The following is a 24,136-nucleotide window of genomic DNA, read 5'->3' as shown; positions in this document are numbered from 1 at the left end:
GGGAGGCGGGTCCGCGTCACCACTGCGGGCCGATCGACTGTCTCCTCGTTTGTTTCTTGAGCTCATGCGTAAGCAGGGTGCCGGTGTGCTGGAGCCACGGCGGGCGGAGCATGTCGTGGTGGTGGCAGTCGAGCCGTCGGTTGTGCACCCGGCCGGTGACGGCGGCGGTCCATGCGTCCGCGGGCCCATCGGCAGCGGACCGATCGCAAGCGGCCTCGACGAACACCAGATCGCCGTCGAACCGGCCGGGCCGGTGGGCACGCAGCAGGCGGTCGTTGTCCCGGACCACCTCCAGCAGGTGCTGCGAGGCGGGTGCTCCGGGCTGCTCCGCCTCCAGTGGGCGGAGTCCGTCGAACGCGACGCGACGGGCCAGTTCGTCGTCCAGGGGCGGCAAACCGGGCCCGTAATGGGAGTCAAGCAGGACGAGCAGGCCCACGTGCGCGCCGCGTCGCTGGAACTCGACAGCGGCTGCCTGCGCCAACACCCCGCCGAACGACCAGCCGAGGAGGTGGAACGGGCCGTCCTGCTGCACGGCCAGGATCTCCTCCACGTGACGTCGGGCGAGTTCGGTGACGCTCCGCGGCCGGGGCAGGTCAGGCCGAGCCAGCGCGGTGGACTGGTGACCGTAGACGGGGTGCCCGGACGGGACGAAGGGCAGGAGCCCGGAATAACACCAGGCGCGCCCGCTGCCCGGTGCGAAGCAGTGCAGCGGCGGGCGGGAGCCCTGCGTGCGCAGGGGCAGCAGCGGGTCCAACGCGGCCAGGTCCGCCGAGGCGCTGCCGTCGAGGCGGGCGAGGATGCCGGCGACGGTAGGCGCCTGGATCAGGTCCCGCAGGGAGAGTTTCACGCTCAGTGCGGTCCGCAGCCTTCCCAGAAGTTCGGTGGCTTTGAGGGAGTGGCCGCCCAGGTCGAAGAAGTTCTGGTCGGAGCCGACCCGGCGGATGCCCAGCACATCGGCGAACAGGCCGCGGATCATCTCCTCGCGGGAGGTGCCGGGCGCCGTGCCGCCGACGCCTTCGGCGCCTGACGGTTCCTGCCCGGCGGGTGCGGGCAGGGCGCCTCGGTCAAGCTTGCCGTTGGGGGTGAGCGGCAGCTCGCCGAGAGTCACCCAGGCGGCGGGCACCATATAGTCCGGCAACGTTCGGGCCGTGTACGCGCGCAGTTCCCCTGGCGTCGGCTCTTTCCCGGGGGCCGGCACCAGGTAGGCCACGATCTTCCGGTCTCCGGGCTCGTCCTCCCGTACCACCGCGACGTTGCGTGCGATGTCCGGATGGGTACCGAGCACGGCCTCGATCTCGCCGAGTTCCACCCGGAATCCTCGGACCTTCACCTGGGAGTCGACACGCCCGACGAAGTCCAGCGCCCCGTCCGGGCGCCGGCGGGCCAGGTCCCCGGTGCGGTACATCCTGCTGCCGGGCGGGCCGAACGGGTCAGCCACGAAGCGGCTCGCCGACAGGGCGGGCCGGTGCAGGTAGCCCCGTGCCACGCCGTCACCGGCGATGTACAGCTCACCGGTGACACCGACCGGCTGCGGGCGCAGCGAGGGGCTGAGTACATGGACCCGTACCCCGTCGACCGGGGTGCCGATGGGGGCGTCGCCCGTGTCGTCCAGCGGCTCGCTCTGGGTGGCGGTACAGGTAGCCTCGCTGGGGCCGTAAACGTTGTGCAGGCGGCGTCCCCGGGACCAGCGGTCGAGGACCTCGGGTGCGGCGCGGTCGCCGGCGACCAGGAGGGTACGCAGTTCGGGAGCCGGCCGCTCCGGCAGGGTGGACAGTACGGCGGCGGGCAGGGCGGCGTGGGTGACGCCCCGGGCGCGGATGAACTCCAGCAGTTCCTCGCCGGCCCGCTGTTCGGGTTCGGGGACCACCAGTGTCGCCCCGGTGAGCAGGGTGAGACAGATCTCGGCGATCGATCCGTCGAAGCTGAGGGAACAGAACTGCAGGACCCGTGCTCCCGGTCCAGCCGCATGCGCGTTCGCAAGGCCGGCTAGGCCGTGGTGGGGGACGGCGACGCCCTTGGGCCGGCCAGTGGACCCCGAGGTGTAGATCACGTAGGCGGTGTTGTGCGGGCGCAGCGGGCGGATCCGGGTGGTGTCGTCCGGGTTGCCGGGTTCGTTGTCGTGATCGCCGCCGGTGAATGGCTGCTGCACATCGAGGAAGAGCTGGGGACGGGCGTCGGCCAACATGCCCGCGACCCGCGCGGCGGGGTAGCCGGTGTCGACGGGCAGATAGGCGGCGCCCGCCTTGGCAATGCCCAGCAGCGCGACCAGGGCATCGGCACCGGCGGGCAACCGGACGGCGACGATGTCCTCAGGGCCGATGCCCCGCCGGATCAGGTCGTGCGCAAGGCGGTTGGCACGGGTGTTGAGCTCCGCGTAGGTGAGGACGGCGGAGGTGCTCACCACGGCGGTAGCGTCCGGGGTACGCCGAACCTGTGCCTCGAAGAGGTCAGGCAGGGGGGCGGCGGTCAGGTCGGGCCTGCCCCGGCCGGCCCTGGGTTCATCCGGTTCGCCCCATCCCACCAATCCGCTCGGTTCGTCGAGGACCAGGTCCTCGGGGCGACTGTCGGGGTCAGCGGCCATGGCTTCGAGGAGCTGGGCCAGCCCGCCGGTGAGCAGTTCGGCGACGTGGCGGTCGAAAAGGTCGGCGGCGAGGACGAGGTCGCCGGTGATCCCGGCGGGGCGACCGAGGTCGTCGGTCTGTTCGGCGAGGACCACGGTCAGGTCGAACCGCGCCGTCTCGAACGGCACGCGGAGCGCGGTGCCCCGTACGCCGGCGGCGTGGAACTGGTCGCCGGCGGCGTCCTGCAGCACCAGCATGCACTGGAACAGCGGGGTGCGGGCGCCGATACGGGACGGGCGCACCGCCTCGACCACCAGGTCGAAGGGCAGGTCCTGCCGTGCGTAGTCCGCGATGTCGGCGGCCCGTACCCGGGAGACGAGATCCCGGTAGGTGGGGCGGCCCGAGGTGTCGGTGCGCAGAACCAGGGTATTGACGAAAAATCCCACGACGTCGTGCAGGGCGTCGTCGGATCGGCCGGCGACGGGTGTGCCGACGGGGATGTCCTCACCTGCTCCCAGCCGGGTGAGCAGCGCGGCCAGGGCCGTCTGGAACAGCATGAACGGGGTGGCCCGTTGCGCGGTGGCCAGAGCGGCCAGCCTGCGGTGAACAGTGGCCGGCAGGGTGAACCGCGCCGATTCGGGCTGATGACTGGGGATCGGAGGGCGGCGCCGGGTGAGGGGCAGGGGCAGTTCCTCGGGCAGCCCGGCCAGCCGTTCGACCCAGTAGGCCCGCTGGTGACCGGCCAGGCTGCCGGGGTCGCCGGGCTCGCCCAGAAGTTCCCGCTGCCAGAGGGTGTAGTCGGTGTAGCGGACCGGCAGTTCCTCCCAGCCGGGGGCGGTGCGGTCGGAGCGTGCCGTGTACGCGGTGGCCAGGTCTTTCAGCAGCGGGCCTGCCGACCAGCCGTCGTAGGCAATGTGGTGCAGGCCCAGGAGCAGGACGTGCTCCCGGGTCCCGAGCACATATAGGGTGGCGCGCAGCGGGATGTCGTGGGCGAGAGCGAAGGGACGGTCGGACGCGTTGGCCAATTCCTTGTCCAGGTTCTCAGGAGAGCACTCCATGACATTCAGGAGTGGCGGGAGGTCGGCGACCGCCACGATCTGCTGAAACGGCTTGCCATCGGCAGATCTCGGGAACACCGTGCGCAGGGCCTCATGACGGCCCGCCACGTCCTGGAGGGCGGCTGCCAGCGCCTCCCGGTCCAGTCGGCCCTCAAGACGCAGGGCGAGCGGCACGTTGTAGACAGAGCTGGGGCCGTCGAGTTCGGCGAGCAGCCAGAGCCGACGCTGGGCGTAGGACAGGGGTATCACGCGATCTCCTGCGGTCTGGGGATGCGGCGCAGCGCGGGACGCGCCCGCCCGGCAGGGCCGGCGGCGGACAGGACAGCGTCCACACCCGCCACGGTCGGGTGCTGAAAGAACTCGTCGATCGCCAGCTCGGTGTCGAGTTCCCGGCGGAGCCGGGCGAGAAGCCGGGTGACCAGCAGTGAGTGCCCGCCCAGATCGAAGAAGTCATCGTCCATACCGACCTCGGGCAACCCCAGCACCTCGGCGAACAGCGCGCACAGCCGGTGCTGCCGCGCCGTGCCGGCGGTTCGGGCGGCGCCGGTGGCGACAGCTGCGACGGGGGCGGGCAGGGCGGCGTGGTCGAGCTTTCCGTTGACGGTCCGCGGCAGGGCGGGCAGGGGCACCACCGCGGCGGGCACCATGTAGTCCGGCAGTGTGGCGGCGACGTGCCGGCGCAGCTCGACGGGGTCGGGGGCGGGGACGCCGGCGGGGCCGGTGGCATAGGCGACCAGGCAGCGGTCGCCCCGCTGGTCCTCGCGTACCAGCACAGCTGCCTGCGAGACCAGCGGGTGGCTCTGCAGGGCCGCCTCGATCTCTCCGATCTCGATCCGGAAGCCGCGGATCTTGACCTGTTGGTCGCTGCGGCCCAGGTAGCGGATGCGTCCGTCGTGATTGCGGCGCACCACGTCGCCGGTGCCGTACATGCGGCTGCCGGGCGGCCCGAACGGGCAGGCGACGAACCGGGCCGCGGTCAGCCCGGAACGCCGGAAGTAGCCGCGGGCCAGACCGGCGCCCGTGACATACAGCTCGCCGGGGACTCCGTCGGGCACCGGGCGCAGCCGTTCGTCCAGGACGGACAGCCCCAGATGGGGCAGGGCGTGTCCGATGACGCTGCCGGTCCTGGAGCGGGGCGCGTCGGGACCGAGTTCCTGCAGGGTGACATGGACCGTGGTCTCGGTGATGCCGTACATGTTGACCAGCCGCGCCCGCTTGTGGGCGGGCCGTGCGTACCAGGAGGCAAGCCTGGCGGGTTCCAGTGCCTCTCCGCCCAAGATGACCTGGCGCAGGTCCAGGACGTCGAAGAGTTCGGGTGACGTGTCCAGAGCTCCCAGGAGTTCATAGAACGCCGTGGGGGTCTGGTTCAGGACTGTGACACCTTCCCGCACCAGCAGGTCCAGGAAGGCCCCGGGGTCGCGGCTGGTTCCGTAGGGGACGACCACCAGGCGGCCGCCGTGGAGCAGTGCGCCCCACAGCTCCCACACCGAGAAGTCGAAGGCGTAGGAGTGGAACAGGGTCCAGACGTCCTCAGCTCCGAAGTGGTATGCCTTCTCGGAGGCGGCGAACAGGCGGAGCACGTTCGCGTGAGTCACCATCACGCCCTTGGGGCGGCCGGTGGTCCCCGAGGTGTAGATCACATAGGCGGCCTCGTCGGGGTGGGCGTGCGCACGGGTCGGGGCGCCGACCGCAGTGTGCGGTGTCTCGTCCGGTGCCACGCGGGGGATTGTCGTGCCCGCATCCGCGCAGTGGCTGATCAGGAGCACGGGGGCGGCGTCCGCCAGCATTCGGGCGATCCGGTCGGCGGGGTGGTCCGGGTCCAGCGGGAGGTAGGCGGAGCCCGTCTTGAGGACGGCCAGGACGGAGACGACCAGGTCCAAAGAGCGCGGCAGCGAGATCGCCACGATCGTGCCCGGGCCCGCACCGCGTTCCAGGAGACGGTGGGCCAATCGGCCGGCCCGGGCATCGAGTTCGGCGTAACTCAGCGTGGTGTCCTGGAACGTTACGGCCGGCGCGTCGGGTGTCCGGGCCGCCTGGTCCTCGAAGACGGCGGTGAGGGTGGTGCCGGTGTCCCCCAGTACGGGCTCGTGCGCCGCTGCCGCAGTGAGCAGGCCGGTCCGCTCATCGGCGCCAAGCAGGTCGGGTTCGTCGATCGGCTGGTCCGGGTCGTCGGCCATCGCGGCCAGCAGGAGCAACAGACGGTCGGCCAGGGAGCGCGCGGTCTTCGGCAGGTACAGATCAGTGCTGTACTCCAGTTCGCCCGCGAGGCATGCCGGTTCGCCGTCGGCGTCGTGCCGTTGGGTGACGGTGAACAGCAGGTCGAACTTGGCGCCGGTGGCGGGTGCGGCGGCGTGGTCCAAACGTGCCCCCGGCACCGGGTCTGCGCCGAAGGACTCGGTGGGGTCGGTGGTGTGGTACGCCAGCATCACCTGGAACAGGGGGTGCCGGCCCGCCGACCGGTCTGGGTTGTGGCGCTCCACCAGGTACTCGAAGGGCACGTCCTGGTGGGCGTAGGCGTCGAGGCTGGTGTGGCGCACCCGGCCCAGCAGGTCGCGGAACGACGGCGATCCACTGGTGTCGGTGCGCAGCACGAGGGTGTTGACGAAGAATCCCACCAGGTCCTCGACGGCGTCGTCGCCGCGTCCCGCCGCGGGGGTGCCCAGCGGGATGTCGGTGCCGGCGCCCATCCTGGTCAGCAGGGCGGCCAGGGCGGTCTGGACGACCATGAAGCCGGTGGCGTGGCACTGCCGGGCCAGGTCGGTGAGCCGACGGTGCAGCTGGGGTTCCACCTCGAACAGCTCCCGGCCGCTGCCGCCGGTGCCCCGGGCGGGCCGGGACAGGTCGGTGGGCAGTTCCAGTTCCTGCGGCAGCGCCACCAATTTTTTGTCCCACTCAGTGAGTTGACGCGACATCAGGCTTCCGGGATCGTCCGCGTCGCCGAGGGCATCGCGCTGCCAGAGGGTGTAGTCCGCGTACTGCACCGGGAGCGGAGACCACGCCGGGGCCCGGCCCGAGCACCGGGCGCGATATGCCTCCAGAAGGTCGCGGCAGAGCGGCCCGGTCGACCAGCCGTCGCAGGCGATGTGGTGCAGGACGAGCCGGAGAACGGCGTCACCGCCGTTCGGCGCGAACAGCGCGGCCCGCAGCGGCAGGTCCACGGCGAGGTCGAATGACCTGCGGAAGACTTCCCTTTCGCGCTCCCTGAGTCGGGGTTCCTCCACTGTTGCCCGGTGCACCTCCAGCTCGGGGAGGATTCCGGCGGGCAGGACGTCCTGCCACAGTCCTTCTCCGTCCTGGGTGAAGACGGTGCGCAGGCTCTCGTGCCGGGTCACCAGGTCGCCGAGTGCCGCCTGCAGGGCTTCGGTCTGCACCGGCCCGGGCAGTTGCAGGGAGAGCAGGACGTGGTAGGTCGGGTCGGACACGCTGCGGGCGTCGTCGGCCTGCTGGATGAACCAGAGCCTGCTCTGCGCATACGACGCGGGCACCCGGTCCGGCCGGGGTGTGCGTGCGGTGAGCGACGGACGTGGCTCCCCACGGTCGCGCAGAATCCGGGCGAGTGCGGCCACGGTGGGTGCGGTGAAGAGGTCCTGGATCCGGAGTTCCACGCCCAGTGCGGTGCGGGCCCGCCCGGCCAGCCGCAGGGCCGTCAGCGAATGCCCGCCCAGGGCGAAGAAGTCGTCGTCCACGCCCGCCCTGTCCACCCCGAGAACTTCGGCGAACAGCCGGACCAGCACCTCCTCATGCGGGGTGCGGGGCGCGCGGCCACGGCCCGTGGCGGTCTGCCCAGGGTCCGGGAGCGCGTCCCGGTCGAGTTTGCCGTTACGGGTGACCGGCAGCCGGTCCAGGATGAGCACCTCGGCCGGCACCTGGTACTCGGGCAGGGAGGCGACCAGGTGGGTGCGGAGCCCGGCGGGTGAGGGGGCGGTGCCCTCGACCGGGACGGCGTAGGCGACCAGGCGGCGGCCGCCCTGCCGGTCGTCGCGCACCACCACGGCGGCACGGGCCACCTCGGAGTGGCCGACCAGCTGTGCCTCCACCTCCCCGGGCTCCACCCGGAAGCCGCGGATCTTGACCTGCTGGTCGCTGCGGCCGGCGAAGTGCAAGCATCCGTCGGCGGTCCAGCGGGCCAGGTCGCCGGTGCGGTACATCCGCTCGCCCGGTGCTCCGTAGGGGTCGGCGACGAACCGTTCGGCGGTGAGCGCGGGGCGGCCGAGGTAGCCGCGCGCGAGACCGGTTCCACAGACGTACAGTTCCCCGGTGACGCCCGGGGGCACCGGCCGCAGCGCGGAGTCCAGGACGCGGATACGGGCGTTGTCCATGGGCCGGCCGATCGGGATCACCTGAGGTGTGGAACCGGCGTCGGTCAGCGGCAGCTGAGTGGTGCACAGGGTGATCTCGGTGGGGCCGTACAGCGGGCGGACGGTGATGCCGGGGCAGGCACGCAGGACTCCAGTGACCGCGGCCGGGGAGACGACATCGCCTCCGGTGAGCACCTCCCGCATGCCGGCGAAGCACTCCGGTTCCTCCTCCGCGATCGCCCGGAAGAGCCCGGCGGTGAGGAGTCCGGCCGCCACGCCCTCCTCGGCCACCAGGCGGGCCACGGTCGGCGCGTCGAGCTCGCCGGGCGGCGCGACGACGATGGTGCCACCGGTGAGCAGGGGGGTCCACATCTCGTAGGTGGAGGGGTCGAAGGTGGCGGGCGAGTGCATCAGGACGACGGTGCTGTGCTCGCGCCAGGAGCTCTCCAGGGCGAGCTGGGCGACGTCGCGGTGGGTGATGGCCACGCCCTTGGGGATGCCGGTGGAACCCGAGGTGTACATGACGTAGGCAAGCTGGTCCGGGGGGATGCGGACGTCCGGGGCATGGGCGGGAGCCCGGCCCTGCTCAGGGGCGTCCAGGTCGATCACCGTCAGTCCGGCGGTGTGCCCGCCGGTCGCCAGGTCGTGGTTGCGGTGAACGGCGTCCACCAGCAGGAGGGTTGCTCCGGTGTCCTCGGCCTCTTGCACGTGGCGCCCCAAGGGGTCGCCGGGGTGCAGCGGTACATAGACCGCGCCTGCCTTGACGGCGGCGAGCTGGGCGACGACGCGGTGGGCCGAGCGTTCCAGCAGCATGAGCACCGGCGCCTCAGGGCCGGTTCCGGCAGCCAGCAGCCGGTGCGCGAGCCGGTTGGCGGCGGCGTCGAGTCCGGCATAGGTGAGCGAGCGGCCGTCGGCGCGGACCGCGACCCGGTCCGGGGCGCGCAGCACTTGGGCGCGGAACAGATCGGGGAGGGCGCCTTCGGGCAGAGGTCGCGCCGTGTCGTTCCACTCGGCGAGCAGCAGGTGCCGTTCATGGCTGGACAGCAGCTCGTGGTGGCCCATCGGCCGCTCCGGCCAGGCCGCCATGGACTGCAGGAGCCGGATCAGCCGGGCCGCGAGCGCTTCGGCGGCCCGACGGCTCAACAGCCCGGGCCAGTAGTCCAGCCGGAAGGCCAGGGGGTCTCCGGGGACCGCTACCAGGGTCAGCGGATAGTGCATGGCGTCCCGGCCGGTCAGAGCCGTCACTCGCAGGTGTGTGTCTCCCGGTTCGGTATCCGGTTCCGCGTCCGGGTAACTCTCGAACACGACCACCGAGTCGAAGAGGTCGCCGAGTCCGGCGAGGCGCTGCACGGCAGCCAGGCTCAGATGCTGGTGCTCAAGGAGAGCGGCCTGCTCCTCTTGGAGCCGCCGCAGACAGTCCGCCGCCGAGTCACCGTGCTGCAGCCGCACCCGGACCGGGACGGTGTTGATCAAGAGGCCGACCATGGAGTCGATACCCGGCAGCTCGGGCGGGCGGCCCGACACGGTGGTCCCGTAAACCACGTCGTCCAGGCCGGTGAGCCCACCGATGAGGTGGGCCCAGGCTGCCTGGATCACGGTGTTGAGGGTGACTCCGAGGGTCCGGGCGAGGCCCGCCACCGCGACGCTGCTCGGGTGCGAGAGGGAGAAGAAGTGCTGTTCGGGCAGGGCCTTCGCCGGCCCGGCGCCGTCACCGAAGACGGCAGGAATGCGGGTGGGTTCGGTAACGCCGTCGAGCGCGGCTGACCAGGCGGCCTCGGCGGCGCCCTGGTCCCGGGAGGCCAGCCAGGCCAGGAAGTCCTGGTAGGGGGCGGCCGGGGGCATGGCAGAGTCGTCGCCCTGGGTCGCGTAGAGGTGCCGCAGTTCCGCGAGCAATACCGACATCGACCAGCCGTCGACCAGAATGTGATGGACCGTCAGCACGATCCGGTGGCTGTCCCCACTCATCCGCAGCAGCGCGCACCGCAGCAGGGGCGGCCGGGACAGGTCGAACCGCCGGTCCCGGTCCTGTGCGAGATACCGGTCGAGGCCGGCCTCGCCGTCCTTGGCGAGGTCGTACTCGGCCAAGTCCACCATCACCTCCCGGTGAATCAGCTGGACGGGCTGGCTGACCTGGCGGTAGCGGAACGCGGCTCGCAGGCCGGCGTGGCGCCGTACCAGCGCATTCAGCGCCACGCCCAGGCGGGAGGCGTCCACCTCTCCCGCGACGGTCAGCACTGTCTGCACCAGGTAGACGTCCTGGGTGTCTTCGTCGTAATGGGAGTGGAACAGCAGTCCTTCCTGGAGCGGGGACAGCGGCAGGATGTCGGCCAGGTCCGATCGTCGGGGCATCATGCGTCTTCCTTGTCGCCGGATTGCAGCAGATCGATCTCGTCCTGGCTGAGCGAGAGCAGTGCGAGGTCGGACGGGGTAAAACCGCCGCCCCGGTGGGCGGACTCGGCGGCGACCCGGTCGGCCGCCCGATGCCAGGCGGACGCCAGGTCCTCGATCCGTCCGGGGGTGAACAGCTTCGCGGGCCACGACCAGATCACGGTGAGCTCCGGGCCGCCGGGACCGTCGGCCACGAAGGCGGTGAACTCCAGGGCATGGCTGTAGGGGGCGTCCGGGTCGTGATGGGCGGCGAGCGCCGGGTGTTCGGGCGCCGGGGTCCAGGCGCCGTCCGCGTCAGCCGCGAACCGGCCCAGGTAGTTGAATCCGATCTGGGGGCGGGGCCGGCCGGCCAGGGCCGGGCCGGTCTGCGGATTGAGGTGGCGGAGCAGAAGGTGCCCGAGGCCGTGCCCGGGCACCGCCCTGAGCTGCTCCTTCACCTCTTTCAGGAACCGGACCACCGCCTCGTCTCCGGACCCGGCGGCCCGCCCGGGCTCCAGCCGGACCGGGTACACGCTGGTGAACCAGCCGACGGTGCGCGTCAGGTCCGGTTCCCCGGACAGCCCTTCCCGACCGTGTCCCTCCACGTCGATCAGGACCGGACGGCGCGGGCCGCTCGATGAGCGTGGGCGCCAGTCGGCCAGCGCCAGGGCCACTGTGGCCAGCAGGACGTCCTGCACGCCGACTCCCAGCCGGGTGGGCACCTCGGTCAGCAGGGCAGCCGTCTGCTCCGCGGACAGGACGTTCTTGAGTTCGCGTCCGGTGGCGGCAGTGTCCCGGGCAGGGTCCAGCGGACGGTCGGCCAGCGGCGCGTCAGGCTCGCGCAGCACCTTCTGCCAGTAGGGCAGTTCCGCCTCCCGCTCGGGCCTGGCGGCCTCCTCGGCAACGGCGAGGGACCAGGCACGGTACGAGGTGGCGACGGGCTGCGAGGCAGGCGTCCGGCCGGCTCGCGCCTCCTGCCATGCCTGCGCGAGGTCGGGCAGCAAGATCCGCCAGGACACGCCGTCCACGGCCAGGTGATGGACGGCCAGCAGCAGCCGGCCGGGGGCAGCCGGGCCGGCGTCCAGCCAGACCACGGCCAGCATCCGCCCGGCCCCGGGGTCCACCCGGACCACCGCGTCCTCGGCGGCGGCCTCCAGGGCGGCCGCCAGCCGTGCGCCGTCCAGCTCGGCGACGTCGACCCGGTGGACGAGCTCGCTGGCCGGGACGCTGCCCGGCGCCGGGATTTCCAGCCGCCAGTCGGCTCCGCGTTCCAGCCGCAGCCGGAGCGCGTCGTGGTGGTCGACCAGGGCCTGTACGGCAGTGACCAGATCCTCCCGGACGAGCCCGGCCGGGGAGCACACGGCCATCGACTGGCAGAAGGACGCCATCCGGTGGCCGTGTTCGCGCAGCCAGCGCACCACGGGCGGCAGCGGCACCTCGCCGACGGCGGCGTGCTCCGACCGGCCGGCCTGGGTCTGCGGGCCGTCGGGCACCGTCCGGGCGACGGCCGCCAGGCCGGCCGGGGTGCGGTGCTGGAAGAGCTCGCGCGGCGTCAGTTCCAGACCGGCCCGGCGAGCGCGGCTCGCCAGCCGGATGGCGCCGATGCTGTCGCCGCCGAGGGAGAAGAAGTCCGATTCCGCGGTGACCTCAGGCACGCCGGTGATCTCGGCGAAGAGGCCGCACAGCAGGGCCTCTTGCGCAGAGCGGGCGGCCCTGCCGGTGCGGGCATCGCGCTCGGGGGCGGGCAGCGCCCGCCGGTCGAGCTTCCCGTTGGCGGTGAAGGGCAGGGCGTCCAGAAGCACGAAGACCGACGGCACCATGTACTCCGGCAGGGCGTCCGTCGCGTGTCGGCGCAGTTCGCCGGCGTCCGCGGCCCGGTGTGCGCCGGGCACCAGATAGGCGACGAGCTGCTTGTCACCAGGGCGGTCCTCCCGGACGACAACCGCGGCCTGTGCCACCGACCGGTGCGCCATCAGGACCGACTCGATCTCGCCGGGCTCGATCCGGAAGCCGCGCACCTTGACCTGCTGATCGGCCCGCCCCAGATACTCGGTCTGGCCGTCCGCGGTCCGGCGCACCACATCGCCGGTACGGTACATCCTCGTTCCAGGCGCGCCGAACGGGTCGGCGACGAACCGCTCCGCGGTCAGCGAGGGCTGTCCCAGATAGCCACGGGCCAGTCCGGTCCCGGCGATGTGGAGTTCGCCGGGGACACCGGGCGGGACGAGCCGGAGCCGGGCGTCGAGAACGTACAGGCGCGTGCCGTCCATGGCCCGGCCGATGGGCAGGGTCCCCTGGCGATCGTATGGCCGGGGCACCTCGTACGAGGCGGCGAACGTGGTCGTCTCCGTGGGGCCGTATCCATTGGCCACCCGGATGCCCGGGCAGGCGTCCATCACCCGGCGCACGGCCTCGGGCGGCACCACGTCGCCGCCTGCCCAGACCACGTCGAGTCCGGCCAGCATGCCCGGATCCTCCTCGGCCACGACCCGGAACAGACCCGCGGTGAGCCATAGTCCGGTGACGGCCTCCTCGGTGAGCGTCCTGGCCAGGGTGGCCGGATCGGGCACGCCTACCGGAGCGACCACCACCGTGCCGCCGGCCAACAATGGCACCCACAGCTCGAAGGTGACGGCGTCGAAGGTGTGCGGGGACTGGAGGAGCATGCGCCGGTAGGCCGGAGCGTCCCAGCGGTGGTCCAGGGCGAGCGCCAGCACATTGCCGTGGGTGACCGCGGCTCCCTTGGGCACCCCCGTTGAACCGGAGGTGTACATCACGTACGCCAAGTGGTCATCGGTCACCGGAACCCCGGTGAGCAGTGGCGGGCCGTCTGCCGCGCCGCCGGCCGCGACGTCCACCACGCGCGGCCACCCGGTACCGGCGCCGGGCAAGGGCACGGTGGCATCGGCCACCACCACTTGGACCCCGGCCTCCTCCAGCATCGGCCGGGTACGGGCAGCGGGGGCGGCGGGGTCGACCGGCAGGAACGCCGCGCCCGCCTTCAGGACGGCGATGAACGCCACCACCAGGTCCGGCGAACGCTCCATCATCACCCCGACCACCTGGCCCGGGACCACGCCCTCGGACACCAGCCGCGCGGCCAGCGCACCCGCGCTGCGGTTCAGCTCCGCGTAGGTGAGGCGGGTGCTCCCCCGCACCACCGCCACAGCGTCGGGGCGCCGGGCTGCCTGCTCCTCGAACAACGAGGTCACGGACGCCGCCGCGGGCAGCCGCTCCGGGCCCGTCTCCCCGTTCAGCAGCAGCTCACGCTCCTGAGGCGTGATCAGTTCGATCTCGCCGACCCGGACGTCCGGGTCGTCCGCCATCGCGGCGAGCACGCGGGTCAGCCGGTCCGCCAGTGCCTGCGCCGTCACCCGGTCGAACAGATCCGTGGCGTACTCCAGGTCGCCGGCCAGGCCGGCGGCCCGGCCCTCCTCGCCGAACTCCTCGGCGAACTCGAAGGTCAGGTCGAACTTGGCGACCCCCAGGTCGGCCGGCTCGTGCGCGGTGCGCAGCCCTTCCAGGGCCCAGGTCTCCCGGGCCCTGGCGGGCACCAGAGTCAACACCACCTGCACCAACGGGTGCGCGGAAGCCGCCCGCTGCGGATCGACGAGGTCCACCAGGTGCTCGAACGGCAGGTCCTCATGGCTGAACGCCTCGATGTCGCCCTGCCGCACCCGGGCAAGCAGTTCCCGCAGACGGGGATCGGCGGAGACGTCGGTCCGCAGCACCACGGTGTTCACGAACTGCCCGACCAGACGCTGCAGGCTCTCGTCCGGCCGGCCGGCCACCGCGGTGCCGACCGTGATGTCACTGCCGGCCCCCAGCCTGGTCAGCAGGGCCGCGAGCGCCGTGTGCAGCACCATGAACAGGGTCGCGTCGTGCTGCCGGGCGAGCGTGACGAGCGCGCGGTGGAGTGCGGCGTCGAGGCTGAAGGCCACGGTGCCACCGCGATGACTCGGCCGGACCTGCCGGGGCCGGTCCGCGGGCAGGTCCAGCGCCTGGGGAATCCCGGCGATTCGCCGGCTCCAGTACGCGGCCTGGCGGGCGAACCGGCTGCCCGGGTCAGCAGGGTCGCCCAGATCCTCCCGCTGCCAGAGGGCGAAGTCCCCGTACTGGACGACGAGTTCGGGCCACTGGGGCGCCTGCCCGGCGCGCCGGGCCCGGTAGGCATGCGACAGGTCCTCGCCGAACACCGCGGCCGACACCCCGTCCATCACCAGGTGGTGGGTGACGAGCACCAGGACGTGGTCCTGCGGCCCGAGCACCAGCAGCCGCGCGCGCAGCGGAGGGGCGTCCGCCAGATCGAACGGGAGCGAGCCGAATCTCCGTATCTCCCCGGCGCGTTCATCGGCGGGCAGTGGGACGGTGGTGAACTCCGGCTCCCAGCTTCCGGGCAGGTGCACCTGCTGGTACGCATCACCGCCCGGCGACACCGGGAAGGAGGTCCGCAGCGCCTCGTGCCGGACGGTGACATCGATGACGGCGAGCCGCAGCGCCGCAGCGTCCAGCTCGCCGCGCAGACGCACAGCGATCGGAACGTTGTAGGCGGCATTCGGTCCTTCGAGCTGGTCGAGCGTCCACAGCCGCTGCTGCGCCGGGGAGAGCGGAACGCGGTCCTGGCGCGGGCGCGCGGTGAGAGCCGGGCGCCGTCCGGACAGGTCGCCGAGACGCTCGGCGAGTTCCGCGACGGTGGGCGCCAGGAATACGTCGCGCACCGACACCTCGACGCCCAGTGCGGCACTGGCCCGGCCGGCCAGGCGCACGGCCAACAGGGAGTGGCCGCCCTGCGCGAAGAAGGACTCCTCGACGCCGGCTTCAGGCAGTTCCAGTACTTCGGCGAAGAGGGTGCATAGCGTGCGCTCGCGCGGGGTGCGCGGTGCCCGGCTGCCGCTGCCGCCGTACTTCGGGGCGGGCAGTGCGGCCCGGTCGACCTTGCCGTTGGCGGTGACGGGGATCTCGTCCAGAACGACGACGGCCGCCGGTACCAGGTGCGCGGGCAGCTTCCCGGACAGCGCGGTGCGCAGGGCCTCCGGGGTGAGCGCGGCACCGGGTCCGGGCACGGCGTACCCGACGAGCTGGGGCAGGCCAGGCTGATCCTCACGGACCGTCACCACGGCGTGGGCCACCCCGGCCCCAGCCATCAGCGCGGCCTCGACCTCGCCGGGCTCGATCCGGAAGCCGCGCAGCTTGACCTGCTGGTCCGCCCGGCCGAGGAACTCCAGCGTGCCGTCCGCCCGCCAGCGAGCCCGGTCACCGCTTCGGTACATCCGTTCGCCCGAGCCACCGTACGGGTCGGCGACGAACCGTTCCGCCGTCAGCCCCGCCCGGCCCAGATAGCCCCGCGCCAGACCCGCCCCCGCCAGATACAGCTCCCCCGGCACACCCGGCGGCACCGGCCGCAGCCAGGCGTCCAGCACATAGGTGCGAGCACCGCGGACCGGACGCCCCAGCGGCACCAGTCCGTCCGCACCCAGCGGCTCGCTGAGCGTGGCCACGACCGTGGCCTCGGTCGGACCGTAGGCGTTAACCATGCGTCGGCCCCGTGACCAGCGCCGCACCAACTTCGGCGGACATGCCTCGCCACCGACGATCAGCGTCCCGCCACCCAGCACCTCGTCCGAATACGGCAGTTCCGCGAGAGCAGTGGGCGGCAGCAGGGCATGCGACACCTGGTGCCGAACCAGGAACTCCGCGAGTTCCGCACCCAACAGGCCGTCCTCCGGGCCGACCACCAGGGCAGCGCCGGACAGCAGCGCCATGCACAGCTCCCAGAACGCGGCGTCGAAACTGGGCGACGCGAACTGCAGCACCCGGCTGCCCGGCCCGGCGCCCAACTGCTCGGTCTGGGCCGCCAGCAGACTCGCCACTCCCTGATGGGTGACCAACACACCCTTGGGACGCCCGGTCGAACCCGACGTGTAAATCACGTAGGCCGGTTGCTCCGGGCGGGCATGTCTCACCGGGTCGCTCTCCGGCAGCCCTTCCCCGGCAGCGGCCGAAGCCAGCACACACGCGGGACGCGCGTCCTCCAGCATGTACGCGATCCGCTCCGCCGGATACGCGGGATCGACCGGCACATACGCCGCGCCCGCCTTCAGCACGCCGAGCACCGCCACCACCACATCCACCGACCGCCGCATCCGCACCGCGACCAACGACTCCGGCCCGACACCCCGCGACACCAGATCGTGCGCCACCCGGTTCGCCCGCCGGTTCAACTCCGCATAACTTAACGTCAACTCGTCCGACACCACCGCCGGAGCATCAGGCGTCCGTACCGCCTGCCTCTCGAACAGATCGGCCACCGTCTCCGTCGGCGCCGCCTCCTTCGACACACCCCACTCCCCCAGCAACCGGGCACACTCACCCGGACCGAGCAACCCGATCGCGCTGATCCGCCGATCGGGTTCAGCCGTGACCTGGTCGAGGAGCCGGACAAAGCGCTGGGCCAGCCGCTGGGCCGACTCCTCGGCGAAGAGGTCGGTGGCCCAGGTGAACTCCACCCGGGCGCCGGCCAGCTCTCCGTCCGGGGTGCGGCGCTCGCGCACCTCGACCACCAGATCGAAGGGGGACGAGCCGGTGACCGTCTCCTCGGCGGTGACGTGGGCCCCCGGGACGGTGAGTCTGTCGGCCGTCTGGTCCTGGAACACCAGCATCACCTGGACCAGTGGGTGGTGGGACGTCGACCGGGCCGGGTTGACCAGGTCGACCACCCGGTCGAAGGGCAGGTCCTGGTGGGCCAGAGCCTCCAGATCCGTCTGCCGCACCTGTCGGGCCAGTTCGCGGAAGGTGGGGTCCCCGGAGGCGTCCGCGCGGAGCACCAGCGTGTTGACGAAGAAGCCGACCAGATCGTCCAGCCGCTCGCTCGCCCGCCCGGCCACCGCGGTGCCGACCGGAATGTCGGTGCCGGCGCCCGTCCGGCTGAGGAGGGCCACCAGCGCGGCGTGCGCCACCATGAAGGGAGTCGCCCGCTCGGCACGGGCCAGGGCTACCAGCCGTTCGTGGGCCGCGGCGGAGATCTCCACGGCTGTGGTCCGGCTGCGGTGGCTGGGGGTGGCGGGCCGCGGGTGGTCCGCGGGCAGCTCCAGTAGCTGCGGCAGGCCGGCCAGCCGCTGCTTCCAGTACCGGGCCTGTGTGTCCTCCTGAGCAAGGAACTCGTGCTGCCAGAGTGTGTAGTCCGCGTATTGCACCGGCAGCGGGTCCCAGGACGGGGCGGAGCCCCCGCTGCGAGCGGTGTACGCCTGTGACAGGTCCCGGAGGAACGGGGTCATCGAGGAGCCGTCCGAGGCGATGTGGTGCATCACCACCAAGAGGACGTGTTCTTCCTCTTCCGTCTCGGACACATGGAAAAGGTGTGCCCGCAGTGGGATGTCTCGGGTGATGTCAATCGGCAGGGCGCTCGCCGTGCGGAGCGCCTCGTCGAGCTCGGTGGCGGCCACCTGGCGCTCGGTCGTCTCCAGCCGTACGTCGCTGAGCACCTGCTGCCAGGGCTCGCCGTCGACGGACGGATGGACGGTGCGCAGAGCCTCGTGGCGCTGCACCACGTCGACCAGGGCCGCGTGCACCGCGCCGATGTCCATCGGCCCGTGCCAGCGTAGCGTCCAGGGTCTCAAGTAGGCGGTGTGCACGCCTTCGAGCTGTTGCAGGAACCACAGCCGGCGCTGGGCGTGGGACAGCGGCGGACGCTCCGTACGGGGGCGCACGGTCAGGGGGCGGCGGCCGGCGCCGGCGTGCTCCAGGCGTGCGGCGAGTCCGGACACGGTGGCGGTGTCGAAGACGTCAGCCACCGAAATCTCGGTCCCGAAGGTGTCCCGTACCCGGCTGATCAGGCGGACGGCGAGCAGCGAATGGCCGCCCAGGTCGAAGAAGGAGTCGTCGACTCCGACCTCGGGGAGGCCGAGGAGCTCGGCGAAGATCCCGCTGAGGAGTGACTCCTGGACGGTCCTGGGTGTGCCGCCGCTTCCCGCGGCGGGCTGGTCGGGGGCCGGCAGGGCGGCCCGGTCCAGCTTGCCGTTGGTGGTCACCGGCAGGGTGTCCAACACGACGACGGCCGACGGGACCATTGAGGACGGCAGCCGGTGGCTCAGTTCGGTCCGCAGCTCCTGCGGGCCGAGGGCGGCACCGGTGTCCTGGACGGCGTAGGCGACGAGTTGAGGGCCGACCGACAGGTCTTCCCTGACCATGGCCACCGCGCGGGCAACGCCCGGGCAGCGGGCCAGGGTCTCCTCTATCTCGCCGAGTTCGATGCGCTGGCCGCGCAACTTGATCTGCCGGTCCGTGCGGCCCAGGAACTCCAGGGTTCCGTCCGCCCGCCACCGAGCCAGGTCTCCGGTGCGGTACATCCGCTCGCCCGGGCCACCGTACGGGTCGGCGACGAACCGCTCCGCCGTCAGCCCCAGCCGGCCCAGATAACCCCGCGCCAGGCCCGCCCCGGCCAGGTACAGCTCGCCGGGCGTTCCGTCAGGGACCGGATGCAGTGCCGCGTCCAGGACGTAGAGCCGGGTGTTCCAGATCGGTGTGCCGACCGGGACCCCGGACACGGGGGAATCGCCGCGGCACTCCCAGGCGGTGACATCGACAGATGCCTCGGTGGGGCCGTAGAGGTTGTGCAGGATCGACCCGACACGGCTCAGGAATGCCCGTTCCAGTGAGGCTGGCAGGGCCTCGCCGCTGCAGATGACACGGCGCAGCGCTCCGCGTCCCGCCGACGGTTCGCGGAGTATCTCGGCGAGCATGGAGGGCACGAAGTGGGCGGTGGTGACACGCTGTTCACGCATAACGCCGGCAAGGTATGCCGGGTCCTGGTGGCCGCCCGGCCTGGCCACCACGAGGGCGGCGCCGGTGTGCAGGGGCCAGAAGAACTCCCATACGGAGACGTCGAACACCGCGGGGGTCTTCTGGAGCACCCGGTCGTCCTGGCCGAGAGCGTAGTGGTCCTGCATCCACAGTAGCCGGTTGACGATGCCCTGGTGCGGCACGACGACGCCCTTGGGCCGTCCGGTGGTGCCGGAGGTGTAGATGACGTAGGCCGGGTGCTCCGGGCGCAGGGTGCGCTCCGGTGCGGTGTCCGGCAGGCCGGCAAGCCGGCGCCGCACCTCGGAGGCGTCCAGGTCGACTCGGGGAACCGCGAGTGGGGGCAGCGCGCAGGACTCAGTGGTCACCACGCAGCGGACGCCCGCCTCGTCGAGGATGTAACGGATGTGTTCGGCCGGGTGACCGGGGTCGATCGGAAGATAGGCGCCGCCCGCCTTGTGGACTGCGTGGAGAGCAGTGACCAGGGCGGTGGAACGAGGCACCGCCACGGCGACTAGGGTCTCCGGGCCGACGCCCAGACCGGTCAGCAGGTGCGCCAGCCGGTTGGCCTCCGTGTCGGCCTCCGCGTAGGTCAGCGTGGCGTTCTCGCCGATCAGGGCGGGGGCGGCGGGGGTGCGGGCCGCTTGCGCCTCGAAGAGGTCCGGCAGGGTGGTCCCCGGCACCGGCCGCCGCGTGGCGTTGCGCTCCTTGACGATGCGCCGGCGCTCGTCGGCTTCCAGCAAGGGGAGTTCGGTGAGCGCGGTCGCGGGGGCGTCGGTCGCAGCCTGGAGAAGACGCAGATAACGGGCAGTCAGCGCGGTCACGGTGGCCTCGTCGAAGAGGTCGGCCGCGTAATCGGTCTCCAGGACGAGCCTCGGCGCTCGGCCGGCAACGCCGGCGGGGTGCTCGCGGAAGGTGAACTGAAGGTCGTACTTGGCCGATGCGGCGACCTGGATGTCTGCCTCGGTGTCCAGCCCTGGGAGCCCCACTTGTCCCGTTTCCTGTCCCTCGAACAGAAGCATGGTCTGGAAGAGGGGGTGGCGGGAGACCGCCCGCGGCGGGTTGAGGAGTTCCACCAGGCGATCGAAGGGCAGGTCCTGGTTCTCGAAGGCAGCCAGGCTGCTCTCCCGCACCCGGTCGAGGAGTTCCTGGAATACGGGGTTGCCGGAGGTGTCGGTGCGGAGCACCAGCGAGTTGACGAAGAGTCCGACGGCAGCGTGGGCGTCCTCACTGTCCCGTCCGGCGGCCGCGGTGCCGAGGGGAATGTCCTCGCCGGCTCCGAGCCGGGTGTACAGCGCCGCGAGGCCCGCCTGAGCGACTATGAAGAGGGTGGCGCGGTGCCGTTTGGCGAGGCGCAGCATGCTCTGTCTGAGCTGCGGGGAAACGTCGCGGCGGACTCGTCCGGCGAGGCGGACACCGCGTGAGCGGGGCCGGTCGGAGGGCAGTTCCAGCTCGGCTGGCATCCCCGCGAGCGCTGCCCGCCAGTACTCCGCCTGGCGGGCGAAGCGGTTGTGCGGGTCGCCGTCGGCGGCGGCCAGCAGTGCCTGCTGTCGCCGTGCGTGGTCCGGGTACTGGAGCGGGTGGCGTAGAAATTGGGCGGCGGCTCCGGTGCTCCGGGCGGCGTAGGCGGTTGCCAGGTCGGCGGCGAGGACGCCCATCGAGACGCCGTCCATCGCGATGTGGTGCTGCAGGATAAGCAACACGTGCTGGTCCGGGCCCAGACGGAACAGGTCGGCCCGTACCGGGAGTTCGGTGGCGAGGTCGAAGGGGCGGTCCGCGGCCGGGCGCAGCGCGATGTCGAGCTGCTCGTGCGTGGTGTCGTGCACCTCGAACGGTGGGGTGCGGTCGGTGAGCACGCGCTGGTACGGGATGCCGTCCCGTACCAGAAACACCGTGCGCAGGGCTTCGTGCCGGTCCACCACATCGGTCAGGGCCGCGCTCAGCGCCGGGACGTCGAGCGGGCCGTTCAGCCGCCAGAGCCACGGCACCAGGTAGGCGGCCCCGTTTCCAGGCAGTTGATGCTGGAACCAGACACCACGCTGGGCCGGGGACAGTGGCAGCAGCTGAGCACGCGGAGCCTCTGCGGGCTCCGGTGCGGTGGTCCCTTCCGGGGTCGGGGCCGGGGCCAAGCGGGTCGCGAGCGCGGCGAGGGAAGGGGCTTCGAGCACGTCACGCACCCTGATCTCGGCGGCGAGCGTGGCACGTACCCTGCTGACCAGCCGGGCGGCGGCCAGGGACTGCCCGCCCAGATCCAGGAAGCCGGCCTCGACGTCGACGGCGGGCACGCCGAGGACTTCGGCCACCAGCCAGCACAGTGCGTTTTCCTGCTCGGTGCGCGGGGCCCTGCCGATCACAGGGCGGTCCAGTACGGGTAGGGGCAGAGCGGAACGGTCGAGCTTGCCGTTGGGAGTGAGCGGCAGAGCCTCCAGCACCTGGAGCACGGGGCGCATATGGACCGGCAGGGTCTGCTCGGCGTGCCGCTGGGCGTCCGTGAGCAGGCGCTGCCGGTCCATGGCCCGCCGGGCGGCCGTGTCGCCGACATAACGGGCGGGTTCGTGGTCCGGGGCCGTCGGTGTCCGGTACACACCGGTCAGCCGGGCGTCGGCCTCGGTCCGGGGCAACAGCACCACCTCGAACCGATCATCGGCTCCAGGCGGTGCCCAGGTGGGGCAGACGGCAAGGTCATGTTCCCCGGCGAGTGCCGCCAGATCCTCCGGGTCAACGGCATCGCCGGTCCGGCCGCCAAGACGCCGATTGGGGATACCGGTGATCCGCAGCGGCCGGGGTCCGTGCTGCCGCAGCAGTTCCGCCAGCGCGGACAGACCTTGGACGTCGGCACCCCAGCGCAGAGCGGGCACCTCGGCCAGGTCCCGGACGTCGGGCGCGGTGTGTAGCACCACGTCGTACCGGTACCGGCTCAGTTCGTTGTCGTAGCCGCCAAGCTTGAGCTGGATGTCGACGCCGGTGATCCGCGGAGTCCGCCGGGCGAGGGAGAGGAAGAACTCGGGGTCCAGCAGCAGGTCCTGAAGTCCTGGCCGGTGATCCAGCAGCCTGCGGCTGAGCACGTCTCCGACCACGAGCGCGCCTCCGGGGGCCAGCAGGTCCACCGCCTGGCGCAGCACCTGGAGCAGGTAGGCAGCGTCGGGAAAATGCTGGACGACGGAGTTGATTACGACGGTGTCGAACTGTCCGTCGGGCAGTCCTGTCACGTCGTCGGCAGGTTGGGTACGCAGTACCACCCGGTCGGCGAGGTCCGGGTGCTCCCGCTTCAGTTGTTCGCCCAGCCGGTCGATGACCGTGGGCGAGAGGTCGGTGCCCCAGTACTGCTCGCAGTCCGGGGCGAGGGAGGCGAGCAGCAGACCGGTGCCGACGCCGATGTCCAGGATGCGGGCGGGCCGCAGCGCCCGGATCCGGTCGCAGACGGCGTCGCGCCAGCGCCGCATCTCCTCCAGGGGGATGGGCCGGTTGGTCTCGCTGTCCAGCCAGATGGCGAAGTCGTCGCCGAGTGGCGCCGAACTGGCCGATGTGTATCGCTCGTCGTAGATCCGTCGCCAGAGCTGGACCTGATCCTCGTCCCCGGGGTCCCGTTCGGCGGAGCTGGCGGAATCGCGCGGGACGAGATAGCCGACCAGGGTGGTCTCGCCGGTCTCGTTTCGGTGGACGACCACGGCCGCGCGGGCCACCTCGGGGTGCTCCGTCAGGACGTGCTCGATCTCTCCGAGTTCGACCCGGAACCCGCGCACCTTCACCTGGCTGTCACTGCGGCCCACGTACTCGAGCAGACCGTCCTCGCCCCAATGGGCCAGGTCCCCCGTGCGGTACATACGGGAGCCGGGAGGGCCGTAGGGGCAGGCGACGAAGCGCTCGGCGGTGAGTCCGGGCCGCTTCCAGTAGCCGTTCGCCAGACCGGCGCCCGCGATGTACAGATCTCCGGTCGCGCCAGCGGCGACCGGTGCGAGACTTTCGTCGAGGACGTACACCTGGGTGTTGAGGACCGGCTCACCGATGGGAGGGGCGCCGGGTCGCTCCCCCAGGACCGCGGCGGTGGACCACACCGTGGTCTCGGTCGGCCCGTAGAGGTTGGTGACCGACCGTCCCCAGCGGCGAAGGGTGGCGGCGAGCGGCGCGGGCAGTGCCTCACCGCCCACCAGCACGCGCAGGCCGGCGCCGGCCTGCTCCTGCTCGTCAGCGAGCAACTGCCAGAGAGAGGGGGTGGCCTGCAGGACGGTCACCCGGTGGCGCCGGACGAGCTCGGCCAGCGCGGCCGGGTCCCGTACGTCGTCCCGGGAGGCGAGAACCACGCAGGCGCCCCGCACGAGCGGCAGCAAAAGCTCCACCACGGCGATGTCGAAGGACACGGTGGTGACCGCCAACAGCCGATCCGCCGCCGAGAAGGGGACGGTCCGGTCCATGGCGCGCTGGAAGTTGATGAGGGCTCCATGGCTGACCACCACGCCCTTGGGCCGACCGGTTGAACCCGATGTGTAGATCACGTAAGCCGGTTCGGCGGGATGCGCGGTCTCTTCCGGGGCCGGAGCACTGGAACGGCCCGTGAGTTCTCCCCGAGTTTGGTCGTCGTCAACGACGAGCAGCGGCGGACCGCCGTCCGTGACGAGCGTCCCCGCAGCCGCCCGCGTGGTGACCAGCAGGTCGGGCGAGGTGTCCGCCAGGACGCCGGTGAGCCGCCGGGTCGGCTGGTCCGGGTCCAGGGGAACGTAGGCCGCGCCGACCGACAGGACGGCGAGGAGGGTCACCACCAGGTCGGACGTACGCGGCAGGGCGACGGCCACGTAGGCGCCCCTGCCGATTCCGCGGGCGGCCATCCATCCCGCTGTCCCGCGCACCCGGCACAGCAGGTCCGCATATGTGAGTCGCGCGTCCTCGGCGATCAGGGCCGGTGCTGCGGGGGTTCGCTCTGCCTGCGCGTCGATCAGCCGGGGAAGTGTCACTGGTGGAACTCTGGTGTCGTCGTTCTGTCGTTGCACGCGTCTCACCCATTCATCGCACTCACGGCCGCAGCCGGAAAGGACTATTCGTCCGGGTTCAGTTGAGGGAA

Annotated in this window: 3 protein-coding genes; all 3 read right to left on the bottom strand. The window is 71.9% G+C overall.

Annotated features, from left to right (window positions below; translation table 11 throughout):
* Window positions 1-16 precede the first annotated feature (16 nt).
* The 3 genes from ACFYXC_RS37630 to ACFYXC_RS37620 are packed head-to-tail and all read right to left on the bottom strand — an operon-like array spanning window position 17 to window position 24,029.
* Entirely contained in the window at window positions 17-3,868 is a 3,852-nt protein-coding gene (locus ACFYXC_RS37630; protein WP_389557155.1) for an amino acid adenylation domain-containing protein, read from the bottom strand.
* Window positions 3,865-10,269 carry an amino acid adenylation domain-containing protein gene (locus tag ACFYXC_RS37625; protein WP_389557154.1) on the bottom strand — a complete coding sequence of 2,135 codons (6,405 nt, stop codon included), beginning with the start codon at window positions 10,267-10,269 and terminating at the stop codon, window positions 3,865-3,867. The genes ACFYXC_RS37630 and ACFYXC_RS37625 overlap by 4 nt, the downstream gene beginning before the upstream one ends.
* Window positions 10,266-24,029, bottom strand: a complete 13,764-nt coding sequence (locus ACFYXC_RS37620) for an amino acid adenylation domain-containing protein (protein WP_389557152.1) — start codon at window positions 24,027-24,029, stop codon at window positions 10,266-10,268. Before ACFYXC_RS37620 ends, ACFYXC_RS37625 begins: the two co-directional genes overlap by 4 nt.
* Window positions 24,030-24,136: the final 107 nt, after the last annotated feature.

This window comes from Streptomyces sp. NPDC002701, from assembly GCF_042889045.1.
In the GTDB taxonomy this organism is placed as follows: domain Bacteria; phylum Actinomycetota; class Actinomycetes; order Streptomycetales; family Streptomycetaceae; genus Streptomyces.
This window is presented reverse-complemented; position numbering and strand designations above follow the sequence as displayed.

What these genes read in the sequence shown, in the direction of transcription:
- ACFYXC_RS37625 (WP_389557154.1), bottom strand. Translation starts at nt 10,269, where the DNA reads ATGATGCCCCGACGATCGGACCTGGCCGACATCCTGCCGCTGTCCCCG.